We start from the raw sequence: 20,568 nt of genomic DNA, 5'->3' as shown, positions 1-20,568 counted from the left end.
GTTCAAAATATTAGTATTCCTTCAACTGGGTGATATATATCTATAGAGTGAGATTTCACTACCAAAAATGTAACAATGCAACTGATGTTGAACTTATAATTAATTAAACCATGATTATTAACCCTGAAAATATTCCTCAAAGAACAACTTCAACTTACCCCGAAGAATTTAAACAGCGGGTAGCAGGACGTATAAAACAAGCTGTAGGAAATGCAGCTCTAATCAAAAATTTTGGTGTGAATTTAGTTAAGCTGGCGCCGGGAAGTTGTTCGGCACTCCGGCATTGGCATAGTAAACAAGATGAATTTATATATGTGGTTGAAGGTGAAATTACGTTGATAACAAATGCAGGAGAGCAAATATTAACACCCGGAATGATGGCAGGTTTCCCCGCAGGTAAAGCGGATGGACACCACTTAATAAATAAATCGAGTCAAGTAGTAATTTATTTAGAAGTTGGTGATAGAACTCCCAATGATGAAGTAGATTATCCTGATGATGACTTAATTGCTTCGTCTAGTGAAAACGGTTGGATTTTTTCGCATAAAGATGGTAGCGAATATTAATATAGTTATTTCAAAAACCAAGGTCATTAGTCTTAAGCCCTAAACCGAAAGCTAAAAGTTCAAGTACAACTCTTAACTCTTGATTCTTGACTAATGACTAATGACCAATTGTGAGATATTAAATGTTATTTAACGCGCGTGTGTTATCTTACGCCAGATTTTTGACGGTAAGGAACATCTTTTTGAAAGTCAACGTTGAAAGGTGACAAGCGTTGTGGGGTGTTGCCAATTTGACCGTAGCTTTGTGCCATAGCTAAGAAGTTTGCTGGGTCGCCAGCTTTTGCTTTCTTCTCTTGAGGTACATAGCGACGTACTTCGGTTTGCCAGATAATTTGAGGGAAACCAAGTTTAGCGCGGGTATAGTCTTCGTAACGTGGGGACTTGATGTTAAAAGGTAGTTCACCTTCTGCACGTCCAGGTAAGTTACGACGACGTTGGTAAGGAACTGTTGAATAGCCAAAGTTATCTAAATATTCTTCGCTATCGAGCAGTTGGTCAACAAAACCGCGAATACCTTTGGTTGCGACTACAATTGACCAAGCGATTTTTTCACGCTCGCTATATACATCGCGTCCAAGTACACGTTGTACAGTTTGCTCAACAAAGCGGTAATTGCTGTTGAGGTCGTAGAAGCTTCTTCTGTATCTATCTGAAAGTACTAGTCCACGAATAAAGTCGCGCACGGTAATTTGTCCGTTGCGGAGTTGAGATTCGAGGTATCTTTCGCGGTCTGCTGCAAACGCATGGAAGAACATCTGACGGTACGCTGCCTCAATCAGATTATCCATATCGCTCGAAGACAATAAGTTATCCGTGGAGAAAATCCTTGGCTTATCGTCATTTCCTACCTCGTAGCCTTCAACACGTTGGTTTTGGCTCTTTGGTGCGTAATCTAGTAGAGGTAATGCCACAACTACACTCCGTGAGGTTAACTAAAATTAACAAGTTCAAAAAATATCTTAAAGGAGTAAGTGTAGCTTAATCTCATAATTAATATAAAAATTAACGAAACTTCACGGGGAAGAGGTTCATTCGTGGGGGGAGAGGAGGAGGAGGACTGCATTCGTAATAAGCACTTCAGTGCTTTATTCTTAAACACTAAAGTGCTTAGTACGCGACAAACCAAACTACCGCACAGGGTCTAATCCATACCCAATCAACAACGTAAGCACAATAACCGCTACAAAAATTGCCACAACACCACCAACGGCTCTAAAATCTGCTTCTCGCAAGAAGGTCGCCAAATTAAACGGCTTAACCGTATCGTAGAATCGGTAAATATGACCGCTCGGTTGCGTTTCTCGATAATGCTTATCATAACGGGCCATACGCGCGAATGGAAGTTCGCCAATACTATGCTGCGGTAAAATGCGGCGCCGTTGAAATGGCACAATATTATAACCGAAGTTGGTTAAATACTCTTCACTCGATAGCAAATCATCGATAAAACCTTTAAGACCTTTGGTTGCTAGCACAGTTGACCATGCTAATTTTTCGCGCTCATTGTAAACTTCGCGTCCCAGAATACGCTGAATACACATTTGCACAAAACGATAATTACTGTTGCTATCGTAATTACGTCTTTTAAAAGTATCAGATATCGCAAGTCCCCGTATAAAATCTCTGACAGTAATTTGACCAGCTTTAAGCTGTGATTCTAAAAACGTTTGACGGTTATAAGCAAGCATTTGCTGCTCGTTAAATATCTGCCGATACGCTGCTAATATCAACGTATCCATATCAGATGCAGTCAGTAAGTTATCGGTTGTAAAAATTCTTGGCTGTTCATCACCAGGAATTTCATACCCAGAAACACGCTGATTTTGTGAAGAGGGTGAATAAGTCAATAATGGAAGTGACATGTAAAACGTTCTCCATGTAGCGCTCATTCTTCACTTAACACCAACATAATTACTATTTGCTGTTAATCAATAACAATTTCACCACGCCAAAATGCTAATGGGTCAGTCATCGACCGACAGTAAGGCCAACTTCGTAAGTTTTTCTCCATCGTTTCCGTTTCCCATATAGGTAAAGGAAACCCTAAACCTAAACACAAATGAAATAAAACGTTCGCAAATTCCTGATTGTGTCCGACACTTGCTACATGTGCATGAGCATATTCATGTGCCACAAGACCCAACCAATCTTCTGGCGCCATTCTACCAACATCAATTAAAATAGTTATGGGCGCCATCCAAATATTACACATTCCATCTATACCCAAAGACTGCGCTAAAGGAACTCCAAAAATTTGAATATTACGACGCTCTTCAGGATAAAAACATTCGTGACAAGCTTGTAAATAAGTACTTAATTGAGCATTAACTGAGTCGATATTTTGACCAATCCAATTACAAATTATAGTACTATCGCGCAAGTTTTCCATTACATCAACCATTCGTGACTCCAGCGCAAAACCCCGCACCATTTGCAGGTACTCAAAACCACGAATATAAGTATCACTTGAACGAGAATTAATCATTATGCCAATGAGAAGGGGAAAATAAACACTTTCCCCTTAACGCTTTACCAACCTAATACTGAAGCAAATTGTGGCGCCGTATTATTATCTGATGTAGATGTTTCACCCTCAGCATTAATACGACTTTCAACGCAATACGAAGCAGTACTAAAACCACCAAAACGTTTTACAGTACTAGTACGCATCCGCATATTACCACCTGAGAACCAGAACCGTTCTATGGAACTCATAGTCTCATAATCGGTAGTTAATACTAAACCGTCTTCTTCATCCATATGGAACTGACCGACCACAGGCATAATTTCTGCATAACCACGCTCGCGTAACAATCTACCCTTGCGAGGATTATCTGCATCTGGCACAATTGCAAATACTGTTTTACCTTCGTGGTTTTCTTCCCCTTCTCTATCCCATGCCATTGTGCCTAACCAACGCACACGCGAACCACCAATTGATAAATTGGGGTCAATATCGTGCATTTTGCACAACTCAATAATTTCAGGGTCGTCAGCTTCCAACGTTTCCACCAAAATTTCAGATTCTCCTGTCTCGGAACGCTTAAACGCAAGGTGGTGTGTCACCCGCGAAGATTTCCACTTGCCCGCACTTGACCGGAAAAACTCTAATGCATCCATCTAACTTTTGACTCCTATTGTCTAATTCTTGAGACTGATGTGTTAACTTTTGTTTGTTCTTAACCTTATTACTTAACATTACAGCTGTTTACAATCAGCTTTCAACTCCTATCCTTGGTTGATTACCCCACCAGCTAAAGTGTTGATTGCTGCAAGCGGCGCCTGTTTCTTACTGACCTGTTACATCGTTGCTCAATTGTAAACTTTCTTTGCCTTAATTAATTAACGCTTGACAAAGTAGACAAAATTACTTTGTAGATGTTAAACTAATGTAAAGTAACAAAAACCATAGTAGTAAGTACATTACTACTATATGTTAGTGATTCAGTCATTTACTAGGAGTGAATAAATGAACTTCCCCAATGAATTGACCTTAGAACAACAATTTCGCTTACAAACGCTGAAAGACCAGGTTCAAACACTCTCGCAGCAAGAAGCTCAAGAGTTTTTGATGGAAGTGTTACGTCAAATGATGGTGAAAGATAACCTAGTTAAGCAACTTTTCAAGCAAGCCTAATTTACTAGACAAGCGAGTGCATTTGATTCCATATGAAAAGGCAGAGTAAATTAGGAAGAGGTTTGAAAAGGAAAACCTTGTAAATAGCACAGGAGTGTAAAACCCCAACAGAATTAATTATAGCTAAATAGTTATACATAAGTCTGGCTGGAGGTGGTTTAACTTCCCCGGACTCAATATTTCGGTAAAATTATCGTGAAATTTTTGGGCAGGAATTATTTCTTGCTCTCGATATATTAGTTCGTCTACGCGGTTGACGAGTAGTTGGGCATTTTCCAGAAGTAAAGATTTGCCAAAGTTTTTGTGACGTTGAAGTTTCAATCAAATATGTAGTACCCATGTTTGCACGTGTAGGTGCCGCTACAATGACAGCAGAGATAGTGGTGCCAATAAAAAAGGCGCCGAGTAATGTCGCTTTCAAGTTCATACTGGTAAATTATTTAAAGTTGTAAAAACATGCAAAACACCTTGTAAAGATGAAGAGATAACATCTTTGCAAGCGAAAATTTATGTTGCATAAACATGAGAAATATTTAGGCTGTTGGAGACACTGATATGTGTAACGGTGTCATTTGCAACCTTCATTTATAAATACGCTGTTAGTTGAGTGTTTTTATGCAACTAGTAAATTCTTTTTTAATGTTGGGTTTCACCAAAGCTACATTTTACTAAGCTACATCCCCGTTCTAATAAATCATCTAAATTGAGATTCCACGAAATTACGGTATTATCTTTCGACACAGAAAAAAGAGTTTGACCATCTGTACTAAAGCGGGCGCCAATAACTGCACCTTTATGACCTTTGAGAGTTTTAATTTCAGTACCAGTATTGATGTCCCAGAGTTTTACGGTTTTATCACCAGATACAGATACAAGAGTTCTACCATCTGGGCTAAAACTGGCGCCATAAACTAAATTTGTATGTCCTTTAAGAGTTTTAATTTCTTTACCTGTGTTCAAATTCCATAATTTTAAAGTCCGGTCACGAGACGTAGAAGCGAGAGTTTTGCCGTCTGGAGAAAAGCTGATATTCCAAACGTGAGAAGTATGTCCTTTTAAAGTGTAAATTTCTTTACCCGTATTAATATCCCAAATTTTCACAGTATTGTCACTTGATGCTGAAGCGAGCATTTTACTGTCTGGAGAAAAGCTAACATTTATAACTTTATATATATGTCCATTAAAATTTTTAATCTCTTTGCCTGTATTAATATCCCAAAGTTTAACAGTTTTATCTTCAGATACGGATGCAAGCATTTTGCCATCCGCGCTGAAACTGGCGCCGAAAACTGCCTCAGTATGTCCTTTAAAAGTTTTAAGTTCTTCACCAGTTAGGGTGTCCCATAATTTAACTGTCTTGTCCCAAGATGCAGAAGCAAGCATTTTACCATCGGAACTAAAGCTTACGCTATTAACTAAATCTGTATGTTTATTTAAAGTTTGAATTTCAGAATTATTTTGAATATCCCATAATTTTATGGTATTGTTATCTAACGTAAAAGCAAGATTTTTGCTATCTGGACTTAAGCTAGCACTTATTATCTTATTTGCGCTTTCTTTAAAAGTTTTAATATCAGAGCTAGTATTTACATTCCAAAGTTTTACTGTTCTATCGGCAGATGCAGAAGCTATAGTTGTACCATCTGGGCTAAAGCTAACACCAATAACTGAGTCTGTATGTCCTTTAAAAGTTTTAATTTCCGAACCAGTATTAATATCCCATAATTTTACTGTTGTGTCTTTAGATGAAGATGTGGAAGCTAAGGTTTTACCATCTGGGCTAAAACTAACTCCAAAAACTGAGTCATTATGGGCTAAGAGAGGTAAGATTTCTGTACCAGTTTTAACGTTCCATAGTTTAATACTGCTATCCCAAGATGCGGTAGCAAGCATTTTTCCGTCTGGACTAAAGCTAACCCCCCAAACTTGGGATGTATGTCCTTTTAGGGGGGGGTTTATTTCTTTACCAGTTTTTATATCCCAAAGTTTTATTGTTTGGTCAGTAGATGCAGAAGCAAGCATTTTGCCATCTGGACTAAAGCTGACTCCGAAAACCGCTTGATTAGCATTATTAGGATTATTACTTTTATGACCTGTAAAGGTTTGAATTTCCCTGTTTGTATTGATATCCCAAAGTTTTACTGTTTCGTCTGCTGACGCAGAAGCAAGCATTTTACTATCTGGACTAAAACTGATACTAAAAACAGCGGCGCCATATGAATGTGCTTTAATGGTTTTAATTATTCTAATTGCTTTAATATCTCTAACATCCCAAAGTTTTATTGTTCCATGACCAGAAGCAGAAGCAAGAACTTTACCATCAGGACTAAAACTAACATCTGTAACGCTAGATATATGACCTTTAAGAGTTTGAAGCTCTTGACCTGTTTTTGCATCCCAGATTTTTATTGTTTTATCGCTAGATGCGGAAGCAAGAACTTTACCATTAGGATGAAAGCTAACTCCAAAAACCGCATCTGTATGTCCTTTTAAAGTTTTAACTTGTAAATTGTAAACTGTCTCTTGTAATGTAGATACAGTTAATATTTGAGTTCCTGCTGATATCCAAGGTTGCCAAATACCTTTTAATTTTTTTCCAGCTTTGATAGCTTCTGCTAAAGCTGCCTCTTGGTCATTTTTGGCAAAGGTCTGTTCTGCGGTTATACTTAGTCTTGCAACTTCTGCATCTATCCTACGTATTTCACTGAGTCCAGCAAATATAGACACCGCTAACAAGCCAAAAGCAAGTGCAAAAATAGTTAGTCTACGTCTAATTTTTTGTTCTCTTTCTTTTTTATTTTGTTTAGATATACTTGCTTCAATAAACTTTTGTTGTTTCTCAGATAGTTCTGATGCGCGCAAATTATACCAGTTTAACGCAACATTTAATGGAGTTTCCTGTAATAACCTACCAGAATCATAATCATTTTTGTGCCATTCCTGTACTTCTAACCTTAATCTTTCTTGCCAAATCCTAAACTCGCGGTTATCATGAATCCAATCACGAAGTGTTCCCCATTCTCGAATTAAAGCTTCATGAACAATTTCTACTGTCTCTTCTTGATTTATATTATTAAAATTTGTTACTATCAATCTTTCGTTTGCTAAATATTGTATTAAATCCCAATTTTCTTCTCCAACTTCGTGTTTTGTTGCTATACGTCGAGTATCTTCGGTACCTTCTCCAGGTTGAACTAATTGAATAAATACTCGTGGCGCCATTTTTTGCTGATGTTTACTCAACTGTTTATAAACATTTTCTGCATGAATAGCTATAGCTTCTCTGACTCCACCAATTTCTCGATAAGCTTGATGTGTTAATAACCCTGGACGTTGTTTTTGCCACAGTTGAGTCAAAGCAAACTGCTGTAAAGGTAAACTACCTTCCCCATCTCCAACATCATCAATTAACTTATTAACTAAGCCAGATTCAAATTCTACACAATACTTTACCGCAGGTTGTATAATAGCATTTTCTAATTCATGACGGTTCATTGGCGCCAGTAAACAAGGAGGATATTTTTGCAAAGCTTTACCCAAAGGTTCGTAAGATATCGCTTTACCTAAAAAATCTGCCCTTAAAGTAATTAATAAAGTAAATGTAGATGAATTATTTACTTTTTGCAGCAATTTATCGATAAAGATTTTACGTTGTTCGACATTTGAGCAAAGCGTGAATATTTCTTCAAATTGGTCAATAATAAGTAAAGTCTTATTGTTACTCTGCTCTAAAGCCATAGCTAATGACTCTAATGGCTTATTTCCGGGACGAAACGAAATTATCTGCCAGTTTTGATTATTATCACGTAATTTAGGAATTAAGCCAGCAAATACTACAGAAGATTTTCCACTACCAGAGGCGCCGACTACGGCAACAAAAGGTTTACGATTAACATCTGCCAGCAAATCCTTAACAAAAGCTTCTCGTCCAAAGAAAAATTCTGCGTCTTGTTCTCGAAATATTTCTAAACCTCGGTAAGGACATAAAGAAATTATTCCTAAACTTTGCCAAGTAGGTGGTGTTTCTAATTGGTTTTGGATAATTACAGGTAGCCAACTAACACAGGGGAATGTAACATCATAGTTGTTACACAAGAATTCGCGCGCTTTTCTAATAGAGAGATATAGCGACTGACCACCAGTAAATTCATGTAAAAAATATTTTAAAAATTCCTGTGCTACTTTATCTGGCACAGGTTCCCGCATAACAATAACTTGTGGTATATTTAATTGTTCTAATTCTATAGCAATACCTAAACCATCACACGAATTAAAAAATGCTATTTGTAATCGCTTGTTGATGGCTATTTGCATGGCGCCTCTTAATTCTACCATCGTCAAGCTATCATGTTTGTTCAGGAATATACGTCCCTGTGTTCCTTCAGTCCGAGAATGTCCTGAAAAAAATAACATGTCCCATCCAGCATTATCACGTAGATGGTTAATTAAGATTTCGCGCGATGGTTCTTTGAGTAAAACTATTTCACCGTTTTTACAATATTCTTGAAGAAGTTGTCTATCAGCTTCAACATTTATATCTGTACTATCACCAAGAACAACTAAAATTTTAGCTTTGTCTCGATAAATACGCTCTCCCCGTTTAGCATCAGGTGCGCTTAAAGCAACTTCAACATAAGGATATTTTTGTAAGACATCCCATAAATGCCAAGGCAGCTTACGCAATTTTTGACAACTAGTAGCAATAATTACACGAACTTCATCTTCTATATTGAGTTTTTCTAAACAATCCTTAACTTTAATAAAAGAATTTGATGCTAACCAGTTATTTAAACTTGTTATTAACTCTTGTGATTTTTGAGCAAAGTCTTGATTAAGAGCTTCAATGTTTACATTTTTTGTACCTAGAGGTCGAATACGAGATTGTCCATAAAAGCTGCGATAAGTATCACACCAAGATTGAGAATGTTCGATAACAGCGAGTGCTGATGGTAATTTTGCGCTGATAATTAAATTTGGTGTTTCACCAGCGTTACTAATTGTTAAATTTACTCGATAACCCGATTTTAAGGCGCCGTCAAATTTAAGAACAACTAGTTTTTTCATAAATGGTTTAATATTAAAATATTTTGTAAAATTTGTGTATTGTAGAGACGCGATAAATCGCGTCTCTACATTTACACGTGATTACACGATAAATTCTTGTGTGACTTTTGACTCTCCTAAACAAATATCAACACTAAATTTTTCACCGACTTGGGCACTCAGTGTAACTTCGACCCAGTTATCATGTTCTCTAGAAGTTGCATTTAAAACGCTTTCTCCATTTTCATCATTGACAATTAACTCTAATCCTTGAGGTAAATATGTACTTTCTAAAGGACAAGCTTGAATTGTCATGTTAATTGTGTCTTCATTTTCTGAAGCAACTCGTGCAACTAATGCAATAGGTGTACTATCTAGTTGTAAACCCAAATCAATCTTTTTTGCTTGCGTAATGCTAAATTGGCGACTCCTGACGAAAGCTAGCTGCTGTGGATTTAATATATTTTCCAGATTTTGCCAACCTTCTGTAATCAATCCTTGTATCCATTTACTAATGTTTACAATCGCTGCTTGTTCTTTCTGAGTTAAATATTCTAGTAAGTTATCTACTGATTGTAATTGATTTAATGTAATAGTAGGCGCCGATTGAACAGTGACATTAGGTGTAAATCCAATAATATGTGCTTCGTCTAAAGATGAATTTATTTGCACGAATATATATCCTATACGGTCAGAAGCAACTTCCTGGGGAATTTGACACTGCTTAGTAGTTGAAAGGACAGGAAAACATTCAAGCTTACCAATATTCTTAACTTCAACATCTGCCGCATTAATGAAACTTTGCATCCAAGGATTTTGACTACTATCTCGATCCTTAATAGTTTCAAAGCTCATACAATTTAGATAATACTCTACTGCATAGGTAGCTAAAGAATTGAGATAAACCTTTTTCGTTGCTTCAGCACTAGATATACCTTGACTTTGCTTTTTAGCAACATCATGTGCTGAATAAGATAAAAAGACTTTAAAACTATCTTGTTGAGTACTTATGTTCATAATGAATTCCCTGTTTGCATTGATTTAATTACTGAATATGGTTTACTGTAAATATTTACGACAATACTCAACGACATTACGCTTTTTTATGCTTCTTTGATAAAAACTTGAAAGTGTAGGAATAGGATGACCTGATTTTGTAGATATATCTTTCCACTCTCTTCCCTCACAAAGGAATATCAAAATTTTTTGTAAATTGGTATTTCTATCTCTTCTAATATGTAAGTCTCGCAAAATACCTTCTGGGTCACTTTCAATAAAATCTCTAAATAAATTGGCATCTTCTTTACTTTGCCCCTCCCCTTCCAGCAAATCTTTAAATAGTCTCTCTTCTGCTGCTTCCTCATCAAAAGAACATATTGGTGTACGTTCGCGATATCTACTCACCGCATCTAAAAAACACCACCTAAATATATGATTTACCCATGCCATCACAGGATATTGAGGACTGTATTTCTCTATATCTTTACAAAACTTGACTAAAGCATCATTAACTGCCTCTTGATATATCTCCTCAAAGTTTGGCAACTGCGACCAACTTTGTTGCCTAGTCAACAGTCCAGAACCTTGAATTAATTTAACCAAACTATTTAGCGCTTTACGTCTAGCCACACTATTAGAAGAGTTATTTTGCGCTTCCATTGCCAACTGCCGCATTTGTTCAGCTAATTCACACATCGAAACCTCCGTTCCTAACGAGCGTCTTCAAGGTAGTTTTAGGTAATATCCCTACAACTACCAAGTTGTTTACGAAGAAAGCAACGATGTTTTATGCAAAATTTATGACAACCTAAATAAATTTACATAACGTAACACAACTTAGGTTGGGTGGAACGACAGCGCAACCCAACGAAAAATAAACTCTATGTTGGGTCTCGTTCCTCGACCTTATATTATATATGCATGTATATCCCTCTTATTTGTGGGAAAGGGTGATGACTTATTGGAAAACACATTTACATAACTTTATACCCAAACCGGAAGACTCCCAAGGTTCTGATTATACACAACATGCTAAGTGGATGGCTGCACTTTTAGAACTGGCGCCGGAGGATTACAATAAGTTACTTCAAGAGTGGAAAGTTGTACACAAAAGGCGAAGCAACTTGTGGAAAGCAATGGACAATTTAAAACTGCGGTGAATCATACATATGCTAAATATTGCATTTTCAACCAAGTAGGGCACAAATTAAGTTAGTAAAACTCTTGTGGAACGGGCATCCCTGCCCGTGATTATGTACTTCATTTAAGCCGCACACCCTGCATTTTTCTGTTGGGTCAAGGAACGAGACCCAACCTACGAAGAAAGCGAATTTACGATGGCGCCTCACTCCAAGCGTCTTTTTTCGGTAACTCTACCATATGGAGGGGCGAACACCGAACCAGTGATTTGTACACTTATATTTACAATGACGGTAGTAGAAAAATAAATCTTAGATTTCCTTATATCTCGGCGCCAAGCCTAAAAGTTCGTCGTCTCTCACATTATAAGCCTATGCAACCAACTAACCCTAACCAATTTACGGAGAAAGCGTGGGAAGCTATAGCCCACACCCCTGATATAGCGAAGCAAAACCAGCAGCAGCAAATCGAAAGCGAACACCTAATGAAAGCGCTGTTAGAGCAAGATGGACTTGCTGGCAGTGTATTTACTAAACTTGGTGTTGATGTTTCAAAGCTGCGTGATAAAACTGAACAGTTTGTACAGCGTCAGCCTAAAGTATCTGGTAGTAGTAGTTCTGTATACTTGGGAAGAAGTTTAGATACGCTGCTTGACCGTGCTGACGGTTTTCGTAAGGAACTCCAAGACGAATTTATTTCTATTGAACATTTATTACTTGCTTATGCCAAGGATGACCGCTTTGGCAAAGGTTTATTTAAAGAATTCGGCTTGGATGAAGCCAAATTAAAGAATACTATTAAACAAGTTCGAGGAAGCCAAAAAGTGACCGACCAAAACCCAGAAGGTAAATATCAATCGCTGGAAAAATATGGGCGTGACCTTACCGAAGCTGCGCGTGATGGTAAGCTTGACCCAGTGATTGGACGTGATGATGAAATTCGCCGCACTATACAAATTCTCTCACGTCGTACTAAGAATAATCCTGTACTAATTGGTGAGCCTGGTGTAGGTAAAACTGCTATTGCAGAAGGACTTGCACAGCGTATTGTTGCGGGTGATGTTCCTCAGTCGCTCAAAGACCGTCAATTAATAGCTTTAGATATGGGCGCCTTAATTGCGGGTGCTAAGTATCGAGGTGAGTTTGAAGAACGTCTCAAAGCTGTATTAAAAGAAGTTACCGATTCTAAGGGTAACATAGTTCTATTTATTGATGAAATTCATACCGTTGTTGGTGCAGGCGCCACTCAAGGTGCTATGGATGCGGGAAACTTGCTTAAACCAATGTTAGCGCGTGGTGAGTTACGCTGTATCGGCGCCACTACTTTGGATGAATATCGTAAATATATAGAGAAAGATGCTGCATTAGAACGTCGCTTCCAACAAGTGTACGTAGACCAACCTAGTGTTCAAGATACTATCTCTATTTTGCGGGGATTGAAGGAACGCTACGAAGTACACCACGGGGTACGTATTTCTGATAGTTCACTAGTAGCAGCAGCGACATTATCTAATAGATATATCTCCGACCGTTTTCTACCCGACAAAGCAATTGACTTGGTAGACGAAGCTGCCGCACGGTTGAAAATGGAGATTACTTCAAAACCTGAAGAACTCGACGAAATCGACCGGAAAATATTGCAGTTAGAGATGGAAAAACTCTCATTGCAAAAAGAAAGCGATTTAGCTTCGCGCGAGCGTCTCGAACGTTTGGAGAAAGAACTTGCTGATTTAAAAGAGGAACAAAGTACTCTCAACGCACAATGGCAGTCAGAAAAAGACGTTATTACCAAAATCCAGTCGGTAAAAGAAGAAATCGACAGGGTAAATTTAGAAGTTCAGCAAGCAGAACGTAACTATGACCTTAACCGCGCGGCTGAATTAAAATATGGTAAGTTAACCGACTTGCACCGCCGTTTAGAACAAACCGAAACTCAACTAGCACAAGCGCAACGTAGCGGTAAGTCGTTGTTACGTGAAGAAGTTACCGAAGCGGATATTGCTGAAGTAATTTCTAAGTGGACAGGTATACCCATCAGCAAGTTAGTCGAATCTGAGAAAGAAAAGCTATTACATCTAGAAGACGAATTGCATGACCGTGTTGTAGGGCAAAACGAAGCTGTCACCGCAGTAGCAGATGCAATACAACGTTCGCGTGCCGGACTTTCTGACCCCAATCGTCCTATCGCTAGCTTTATTTTCCTTGGGCCGACAGGTGTAGGTAAAACCGAGTTAGCGAAAGCTTTAGCAGCGTACATGTTCGACACCGAAGAAGCGCTAGTACGCATTGATATGTCCGAATATATGGAGAAACACGCAGTTTCTCGATTAATTGGCGCCCCTCCAGGATACGTTGGTTACGATGAAGGTGGACAATTAAGCGAAGCAATTCGGCGCCGTCCATATGCGGTAGTATTATTCGACGAAATCGAAAAAGCACACCCAGACGTATTTAATATTTTCCTGCAAATACTCGACGACGGTCGTGTTACCGATGCTCAAGGTCATACGGTAGATTTCAAAAATGCCATCATTATAATGACGAGTAACATTGGTTCGCAGTATATTCTCGATGTTGCAGGTGATGATAATCGTTACGACGAAATGCGTCATCGAGTCATGGAAGCAATGCGTAGCTCATTCCGTCCAGAGTTTTTAAACCGTGTTGACGAACAAATTATCTTCCACGCACTGCACAAAAGCGAACTACGCAAAATTGTACAATTGCAAGTCGAAAGATTACGCGACCGCTTGGCAGACCGCAAAATGTCGCTCAAGCTCTCTGATGTGGCACTTGACTTTTTGGCAGAAGTCGGATACGACCCCGTATTTGGCGCCCGTCCATTAAAGCGCGCGATACAACGTGAGCTAGAAACACAAATCGCCAAAGCTATTCTACGCGGTGAATTTAACGACGGAGACACAATTTTCGTTGATATCGAAAACGAGCGTCTAGCATTCAAACGCTTACCTGCTGAGTTATTAACAACCTAATACCCAGCTGCAAATTAAATCCTCCTGTATTGTGGAATGGGCATCCTTGCCCGTTCCAACCGTTGATATTTATAAGCTATGCAAAGTATTGTAAAACATGATAAATGTTAAAATCGTGTTGTAGACAAATTTAAAAGAATCACTATGGCTATCTTGACATTAGGTTGGGTTTCACTGCTAGTTGTTTTTACTTGGTCTATTGCAATGGTAGTCTGGGGTCGCAACGGATTGTAGGAGGACTGTGGAAAGTCAATTTCTCAACGTTCTAACAATAACAGCCATAGTACTACTTGTTGCAGTTACAGGTGGTGTTGGCTATTTAACTTTAGCTGACTGGCGTGACCGTCGTCGCTTTGAACAAGAAAACCGCGAAGTACGACGTTCTACTGCCCCAAAGCGAAAATAACAACTCGCATATCAACCAACATTGGTAAGGGTACGATAATATCGTGCCCTTAGTATTTTTAACATCAAAATTATATTTTCCTACCCAGGTAATTAATTTATAAATTTAAATTTTAAGAAAAATAAATATATTAAATTTAGGGCATTTGTACCAGCATTTGTTATATGCTGATTGATGTGAAGGTTTATCCTTCACATCATACTATGAGAGTAAAAAGGAGGTATTTTACTGACTAACCAGCAAAATGGTAATGGCCGTAAAAGGTTTTTTAACCCAGTCAAAATTTTTCTGCGCCTTATTACAGGATTGTGGGAAAAAAGAGACGGGGTGTCCGGCGAAACCTATATAGTCAACTCTGATGTAGTTAGAGATGATATTGAGGATATCGCAGACGAACCAGAAAACCTAGACGACAACCGCAACAATTAAAACGAAGTCGCCTCTTATTAGCCATAGAGGCGACCAGTATTACTTTAATAACATACTCAATATGTCTACAGCAACCGTAGTATATCCGGTCTACATTAGAATAGTTTATCGTCGTGGTGGTGAATGGCATTTTCTCAAGGGAGAACCGTTCGTTAACCTATTCAATTGTCCGTTGTTAGAACAAAAAGACTTATTTGCTGCATTTGGCTTATCTTTAAAAGAAGTGTCAGTAGAACTTTTCCGAATTAATGCTGGAATGGCTGGTTACTATTTAGCTGATATTAAAGACAAAAAGTATTATTACTGCGGACAAAATTGGGAGGATGTGAAAGTTAAATTATTAGATATTGGAATTGGTAAGAGAGATAACCCATAGCTGTGCTTCTCGCTTCTCACCTTTTCAAATCTTAAGAGTTTACAACCAATTCAGTTATATTTTTTACATTGCAATTCGTGGTTAAGCTACCCACGACGGGAGCAGTGCTACGTATCCGCGAAGGATACCTTGCTAAATGGGAACCTTAGTTATGTTGGTTTGCGCGGTGTGCAATCATAAATCACTATAATGAATAGTAAGTTTAAAAAAATGTTTAAATATTAACTCAAGAATGCGAAAGCAACTTTACCTGAAGCTAGACGGTGATTTAATAGTTGGAGTAAGAGCTACGCTGACGATTAAACAAGATAATCAAACTAATTATATAGAAATCACCGGAAATTTGCCTATTAATTTGATTTTATCAACGGTTTTTCATAATTGGAAGTCGGAATACAATAGTGTATACGCTTCCCGAATTATTCCTAAAGGAGTAAAACATGCAAGTAATTGGCGCCTGGAATGTAATGTTGCAGCGAATGAATTACGTAACCAATTGAATCAATGGCTACTTTCAGATTTTTTTCGTCCTATCCGTGACAAATGTCTTCAACAATTTGTTGTCAGCAACGAGGTTCTTTTACTAATTCGTACTTCAAATCAGACGTTGTTGCAACTTCCTTGGCATCAATGGGATTTAGTTGAAAAAAATATTCATGTTGAGGTAGCTTTAAGCACGCTAGATTCTGAAACAACTCAAAGAGCAAAAACGCCTACATTTCGAGATAAAGTTAGAGTATTAGCAATTCTAGGTAATAGTACGGGTATTAATCTTGAAAAAGATAGACAAATACTAACTAATTTACCAGATGTAGAAACTACATTTTTAGTAGAACCGCAGCGTCAGGAAATTAATGACTCTTTATGGGAACAAGCTTGGGACATCTTATTTTTCGCAGGTCATAGTAGGACTGAGGGTAGTAGTGGTCAAATTTATATTAATCCAACCGATAGTTTAAGCATTGAAAGGCTAAAGTATGGTGTGAGAAGTGCCGTTAATAACGGTTTAGTTTTAGCTGTTTTTAACTCCTGTGATGGTATGGGATTAGCGTTTGAGCTACAAAAGCTACATATCCCTCAAATCATTGTGATGCGAGAGCCTGTACCGGATAAAGTAGCACAAGCGTTTATCACTTACTTTCTCCCAGCTTTTGCTAGTGGGAAGTCTATATATATGGCTGAACGAGAAACGCGCGAGAAATTACTTGTTTTAGAAGATGAGTTTCCTTGCGCTAGCTGGTTGCCTGCAATTTTTCAAAATCCTGCTACTCAACCATATTACTGGCAAGACTTGGGTCGGCGCCATACTAATAAATGTCCATATCGTGGTTTGTTTGCTTTTCGAGAAGAAGATGCACAGTTCTTTTTTGGGCGAGAAACTTTTACAGATCAACTACTTGAAGCTGTACAAAGTAAACCCTTAGTTGCAATTATTGGTTCGAGTGGTAGCGGCAAATCCTCAGTAATATTTGCTAGTCTTATTCCACGCTTACGTCAAATTAATAACTCGCATATTATTACATTTCGACCTAGCTCAGAGCCACTTCATGCTCTTACTAATATATCATTAGAGCATTTAGAAGGCGCCGAAAAAGTATTTATAGTTATTGACCAGTTTGAGGAACTTTATACTTTATGCCAAAATACACAAGAGCGTCAGCTTTTTATAGATAATTTATTAACATTAATAAATGAAAGACATAGTTTAACATTTATTATTGCTCTTAGGGCAGATTTTTTAAACCAAGCTCTTTCTTATCGACCTTTTGCTGATGCTTTGCAGCATAACGACTTGAAATTGAGTCAGATGAATAATCAAGAGTTACAAGCTGTAGTGCAAAAACCCGCACAATTGCTTGATGTAACCCTAGAGTCTGGATTAACAGAGCGAATTTTAGGCGCCGTAGGTAGTCAGGCAGGTGATTTACCGTTATTAGAATTTGCCTTAACTCAACTATGGGAAAAGCAAATAGACAACCGTTTAACTCATGTAGCTTATGATGAAATTGGTGGTATAGAAGCAGCTTTAGCTCGTTATGCTGAACAAGTATATAATAAACTCAATTTGGAAGAACTTGAACAAGCACGTCGAATTTTTGTTCAGTTAGTGCTTCCTGGGGTAGGTACAGAAGATATTCGATATTTGGCAAAGCGTGCAGAAATAGGGGAAGAAAATTGGAATTTAGTAATGCATCTTGCTTCTAAGCGTTTAATAATAACAGGACGCGATGAAGTAACACAAAAAGAAACTGTAGAAATTATACACGAAGCCTTAATTAGAGAATGGGAACGCCTGCGCCAATGGATAAAACAAGACCGTAAGTTTCGTATTTGGCTTTCTGAATTACGAGCGACAATGCAGCAATGGGAAAAAAATAATTATGATGAGAGTGAATTATTACGAGGCAACCGTTTAATTGATGCCGAAAGATGGTTACAAAGGCGCCCTTTGGATTTAAATGTTAATGAGCAGGAGTATATAAAAGCAAGTTTAGGATTAAGGGAAAAAGAATTTAAACAAAAAAGACGTTTAAAGAAATTAATTTTGGCTAGTGGAATAGGCGCCAGTTTTATTCTAACAGGAGCATTGACAATAGGATGGTGGCAAACAGACGTTCAACGACGACAAGCACAAAAAAATGAGATTAAAGCTATCGTAATTTCTTCTGAAAACCTTTTATTAGCAAATCAAAAATTAGATGCATTAATATCGGTTTTAGAAGTAGGGATAAAATTTAAATATATTATCAATACAGACTCACAATTAAAGCAACAATTTGTAAAGACGTTACAATTAGCAGTTGATAGTGAAAAAGAACTCAACCGTCTACAAGCACATACTAATTGGGTTTATAATATTGCTTTTAGCCCCAATGGTAAAATAATTGCTTCCGCTGGTTTAGATGGAAAAGCCATACTCTGGAATTTAGAGGATGGTTCGCGTAAAATATTAAATCATCAAGATAAAGTTTTTAGCATTAGTTTTTGTACTAACGGTAATATGTTTGCCACTGCAAGCGCAGATAAAACAGTGAAAGTATGGAATATAGATGGCAGCTTACGTAAAAAATTAAATCATAAAGACGCTGTTCTTAAAGTAAGTTTTAGTCCTGACTGTAAAACATTAGTTACAGCTAGTGGTAAACAAGCTCTAATTTGGAACTTAAACAGCCAAACTAAAAAAACTATATGGGCTGATAATGATGTAGTTAGTAGTGTAAGTTTTAGTGCAACAGATAAGATAATAGCGGTTAGTACAAGTGATAACAAGGTTAAACTTTTAGATTTAGATGGTAATCAAATTCAAACTCTTAATGGTCATACTGATAAAATTCATCACATCAGCTTCAGCAAATATGGCAAAACTATTGCTACCGCTAGTTGGGATAAAACAGCTAAATTATGGAATTTAGAAGGCAAAGAACTTGCAACTCTTAAAGGACAAACAGACCGAGTATTTGATGTTAGTTTCAACCCAGACGGCAAAACAATTGCTACTGCCAGTTGGGATAAAACGGTCAGACTTTGGAACCTTGATGGCAATTTACGTACAATTATTAAAGGGCATAATGCTCGTATTAACAGTGTCAGCTTTAATTCTAAAAACAAAGTAATGGCATCAGCAGGCGCCGACAACACAATAAAATTATGGAAACTTGACGACAGGTTGTTACCAATTCAAGCACATAATGGTGCCGTTCGTAGTGTCAGCTTTAGTCCTAATGATGCCTACATCGCAACTGGTAGTGAAGATGGAACAGCAAAACTCTGGACTCAAGACGGGCGCCTTATAAAAGTCATTGATGAAAACACAGGTGGTGTATATGGTGTTAGCTTTAGCAAAGATGGTAAATATATAGCTACAGCCAACGTAAATAAAACTGCCAAAATTTGGTCGAGTAGTAATTACAAAAATATCGTAACTCTTCAAGGGCATAAAGGAGAAGTATTTTACGCGCGCTTTAGTCCAGATAGCAAAACGATTGCGACTGCCAGCGCTGATAAAACGGCTAAACTTTGGAATTTAAATGGTCAAAATATTACAACCTTTAAAGGACATCGCGACCGAGTTGTAGATGTAACTTTTAGTCCTGATGGAACCCTAATTGCTACCGCAAGCGATGACCATACTGCTAAGATTTGGAAGCTGGACGGTACTTTGTGTGCAACTCTCTTAGGACATGACGATGAAGTTAATGGTATTGATTTTAGCCACAACGGTACTCAGATTGCGACTGCTAGTGATGATAAAACTATTGGAATTTGGAAAATAGATATTACCACATTATGCCAAGCAAACAAAAACAAGCAAATATATCTTAAAGATAATAAGCGTTTACAGGAACATCAGGAAAGAGTTATCGGTGTAAAATATAACCGAGACGGCAATATAATTGCTTCCACCAGTTTTGATAATACCGTCAGACTTTGGAACCAAGACGGTAAAAGAACACAAATTTTTCAAGGACACGATGACTGGGTTTGGAGTGCTGACTTTAGCGATGATGGAAAAAAGCTTGCCTCAGCTAGCAATGATACAACTGTGAGATTTTGGAATCTTGACACAGGAACACAAACTTGGGATTTAAATAGTCTATTAAAGAAAGGTTGTTTACAAGTGAGAGACTATCTTAGAAATAGCACCAATAAGCACCTTTGTCATGAAATTTCACCAAATTAAGCCTTAAATTAATGAGAATGGGAATCATTATTAAAAATGTGAACCACGGTTCACATTTTTCAACGGCGCCAAATTTTGGTTCCTTTGGCGCCTTCCCGTTAAATTGTATCTGGGTCAATATTTAATTCACGCAGTTTAGCAGCCAATCGTTCAGCCCGTTGAGCTTGTGGTTCAGCCCGTTGAGCTTGTTGGTCGGCTCGTTGAGCTTCTTGCTCGGCACTTTCTTCTGGTGTTGGAACTAGCTGCCCATCTGCTGTAAAAAATCGCACTAGTCCCTGATAAACTCCCAAATACAACCC

16 protein-coding genes and 1 pseudogene are annotated in these 20,568 nt (G+C 37.9%); 8 read left to right on the top strand and 9 right to left on the bottom strand.

What is annotated here, in order from left to right:
- The first annotated feature begins 110 nt into the window (after positions 1 to 110).
- Positions 111 to 566: a cupin domain-containing protein gene (locus DSM106972_RS22960; RefSeq protein WP_127082893.1), complete on the top strand. Its 456-nt coding sequence runs from the start codon at positions 111 to 113 to the stop codon at positions 564 to 566.
- A 143-nt stretch (positions 567 to 709) separates the two neighbouring features.
- Here DSM106972_RS22960 and DSM106972_RS22955 read toward each other — a convergent pair whose 3' ends face one another.
- The 4 genes from DSM106972_RS22955 to DSM106972_RS22940 all read right to left on the bottom strand — a co-directional run bounded on the left by DSM106972_RS22955 (position 710) and on the right by DSM106972_RS22940 (position 3,686).
- Positions 710 to 1,477 carry a phycobilisome rod-core linker polypeptide gene (locus DSM106972_RS22955; RefSeq protein WP_127082892.1) on the bottom strand — a complete coding sequence of 256 codons (768 nt, stop codon included), beginning with the start codon at positions 1,475 to 1,477 and terminating at the stop codon, positions 710 to 712.
- A gap of 216 nt (positions 1,478 to 1,693) precedes the next feature.
- Positions 1,694 to 2,428 carry a phycobilisome rod-core linker polypeptide gene (locus tag DSM106972_RS22950; RefSeq protein WP_127082891.1) on the bottom strand — a complete coding sequence of 245 codons (735 nt, stop codon included), beginning with the start codon at positions 2,426 to 2,428 and terminating at the stop codon, positions 1,694 to 1,696.
- 62 nt (positions 2,429 to 2,490) lie between these two features.
- Positions 2,491 to 3,051 carry a hypothetical protein gene (locus tag DSM106972_RS22945; protein WP_127082890.1) on the bottom strand — a complete coding sequence of 187 codons (561 nt, stop codon included), beginning with the start codon at positions 3,049 to 3,051 and terminating at the stop codon, positions 2,491 to 2,493.
- Positions 3,052 to 3,095: 44 nt separating this feature from the next.
- Entirely contained in the window at positions 3,096 to 3,686 is a 591-nt protein-coding gene (locus DSM106972_RS22940) for a phycobiliprotein lyase (protein ID WP_127082889.1), read from the bottom strand.
- Between the two features lie 349 nt (positions 3,687 to 4,035).
- Between DSM106972_RS22940 and DSM106972_RS22935 the strand changes: the two genes are divergently transcribed.
- On the top strand, positions 4,036 to 4,203 hold the full coding sequence (locus DSM106972_RS22935; RefSeq protein WP_127082888.1) for an NblA/ycf18 family protein: 168 nt from the start codon (positions 4,036 to 4,038) through the stop codon (positions 4,201 to 4,203).
- 190 nt (positions 4,204 to 4,393) lie between these two features.
- On the opposite strand, the gene DSM106972_RS22930 is transcribed toward DSM106972_RS22935, so the two are convergent.
- The 4 genes from DSM106972_RS22930 to DSM106972_RS22915 form a co-directional block, all read right to left on the bottom strand.
- Positions 4,394 to 4,630, bottom strand: a complete 237-nt coding sequence (locus tag DSM106972_RS22930; protein ID WP_127082887.1) for a hypothetical protein — start codon at positions 4,628 to 4,630, stop codon at positions 4,394 to 4,396.
- A gap of 209 nt (positions 4,631 to 4,839) precedes the next feature.
- Entirely contained in the window at positions 4,840 to 9,267 is a 4,428-nt protein-coding gene (locus DSM106972_RS22925) for an nSTAND1 domain-containing NTPase (RefSeq protein WP_127082886.1), read from the bottom strand.
- An 81-nt stretch (positions 9,268 to 9,348) separates the two neighbouring features.
- On the bottom strand, positions 9,349 to 10,263 hold the full coding sequence (locus DSM106972_RS22920; RefSeq protein ID WP_127082885.1) for a DUF1822 family protein: 915 nt from the start codon (positions 10,261 to 10,263) through the stop codon (positions 9,349 to 9,351).
- Between the two features lie 42 nt (positions 10,264 to 10,305).
- Positions 10,306 to 10,941 carry a sigma-70 RNA polymerase sigma factor region 4 domain-containing protein gene (locus tag DSM106972_RS22915; RefSeq protein ID WP_127082884.1) on the bottom strand — a complete coding sequence of 212 codons (636 nt, stop codon included), beginning with the start codon at positions 10,939 to 10,941 and terminating at the stop codon, positions 10,306 to 10,308.
- A gap of 257 nt (positions 10,942 to 11,198) precedes the next feature.
- Between DSM106972_RS22915 and DSM106972_RS22910 the strand changes: the two genes are divergently transcribed.
- From DSM106972_RS22910 to DSM106972_RS22885, 6 genes are all read left to right on the top strand, one after another.
- A complete protein-coding gene (locus DSM106972_RS22910) occupies positions 11,199 to 11,405 on the top strand; it encodes a hypothetical protein (protein WP_186538809.1) in 207 nt (68 codons plus the stop codon).
- A gap of 353 nt (positions 11,406 to 11,758) precedes the next feature.
- Complete coding sequence (gene clpB / locus DSM106972_RS22905; protein ID WP_127083051.1) at positions 11,759 to 14,377, top strand: ATP-dependent chaperone ClpB; 2,619 nt, start codon at positions 11,759 to 11,761, stop codon at positions 14,375 to 14,377.
- Positions 14,378 to 14,521: 144 nt separating this feature from the next.
- Positions 14,522 to 14,611: a cytochrome b6-f complex subunit PetN gene (petN, locus tag DSM106972_RS22900; protein ID WP_010998401.1), complete on the top strand. Its 90-nt coding sequence runs from the start codon at positions 14,522 to 14,524 to the stop codon at positions 14,609 to 14,611.
- Between the two features lie 7 nt (positions 14,612 to 14,618).
- Positions 14,619 to 14,783, top strand: coding sequence for a hypothetical protein (locus tag DSM106972_RS52230; RefSeq protein ID WP_170213595.1), 165 nt, complete (start codon positions 14,619 to 14,621; stop codon positions 14,781 to 14,783).
- 490 nt (positions 14,784 to 15,273) lie between these two features.
- On the top strand, positions 15,274 to 15,588 hold the full coding sequence (locus DSM106972_RS22890; RefSeq protein WP_127082882.1) for a hypothetical protein: 315 nt from the start codon (positions 15,274 to 15,276) through the stop codon (positions 15,586 to 15,588).
- 232 nt (positions 15,589 to 15,820) lie between these two features.
- On the top strand, positions 15,821 to 20,269 hold the full coding sequence (locus DSM106972_RS22885; RefSeq protein ID WP_127082881.1) for an nSTAND1 domain-containing NTPase: 4,449 nt from the start codon (positions 15,821 to 15,823) through the stop codon (positions 20,267 to 20,269).
- A 98-nt stretch (positions 20,270 to 20,367) separates the two neighbouring features.
- Here DSM106972_RS22885 and DSM106972_RS22880 read toward each other — a convergent pair.
- Positions 20,368 to 20,568 (bottom strand): annotated as a pseudogene (locus DSM106972_RS22880) (Uma2 family endonuclease); the annotation flags it as partial.

Source organism: Dulcicalothrix desertica PCC 7102, assembly GCF_003991905.1.
GTDB lineage: Bacteria > Cyanobacteriota > Cyanobacteriia > Cyanobacteriales > Nostocaceae > Dulcicalothrix > Dulcicalothrix desertica.
Note: the sequence above shows the minus strand (reverse complement) of the source record. Positions and strands in the feature narration are given on the sequence as shown.

Excerpts from the sequence above, each read along its gene's own strand:
- DSM106972_RS22915 (WP_127082884.1), bottom strand. The coding sequence starts at position 10,941 with ATGTGTGAATTAGCTGAACAAATGCGGCAGTTGGCAATGGAAGCGCAA.
- DSM106972_RS22960 (WP_127082893.1), top strand. The coding sequence starts at position 111 with ATGATTATTAACCCTGAAAATATTCCTCAAAGAACAACTTCAACTTAC.
- petN (WP_010998401.1), top strand. The coding sequence starts at position 14,522 with ATGGCTATCTTGACATTAGGTTGGGTTTCACTGCTAGTTGTTTTTACT.
- DSM106972_RS22945 (WP_127082890.1), bottom strand. The coding sequence starts at position 3,051 with ATGATTAATTCTCGTTCAAGTGATACTTATATTCGTGGTTTTGAGTAC.
- clpB (WP_127083051.1), top strand. The coding sequence starts at position 11,759 with ATGCAACCAACTAACCCTAACCAATTTACGGAGAAAGCGTGGGAAGCT.
- DSM106972_RS22885 (WP_127082881.1), top strand. The coding sequence starts at position 15,821 with ATGCGAAAGCAACTTTACCTGAAGCTAGACGGTGATTTAATAGTTGGA.
- DSM106972_RS22910 (WP_186538809.1), top strand. The coding sequence starts at position 11,199 with ATGACTTATTGGAAAACACATTTACATAACTTTATACCCAAACCGGAA.
- DSM106972_RS22920 (WP_127082885.1), bottom strand. The coding sequence starts at position 10,263 with ATGAACATAAGTACTCAACAAGATAGTTTTAAAGTCTTTTTATCTTAT.
- DSM106972_RS22935 (WP_127082888.1), top strand. The coding sequence starts at position 4,036 with ATGAACTTCCCCAATGAATTGACCTTAGAACAACAATTTCGCTTACAA.
- DSM106972_RS22950 (WP_127082891.1), bottom strand. The coding sequence starts at position 2,428 with ATGTCACTTCCATTATTGACTTATTCACCCTCTTCACAAAATCAGCGT.
- DSM106972_RS22940 (WP_127082889.1), bottom strand. The coding sequence starts at position 3,686 with ATGGATGCATTAGAGTTTTTCCGGTCAAGTGCGGGCAAGTGGAAATCT.
- DSM106972_RS22890 (WP_127082882.1), top strand. The coding sequence starts at position 15,274 with ATGTCTACAGCAACCGTAGTATATCCGGTCTACATTAGAATAGTTTAT.
- DSM106972_RS22925 (WP_127082886.1), bottom strand. The coding sequence starts at position 9,267 with ATGAAAAAACTAGTTGTTCTTAAATTTGACGGCGCCTTAAAATCGGGT.
- DSM106972_RS22930 (WP_127082887.1), bottom strand. The coding sequence starts at position 4,630 with ATGAACTTGAAAGCGACATTACTCGGCGCCTTTTTTATTGGCACCACT.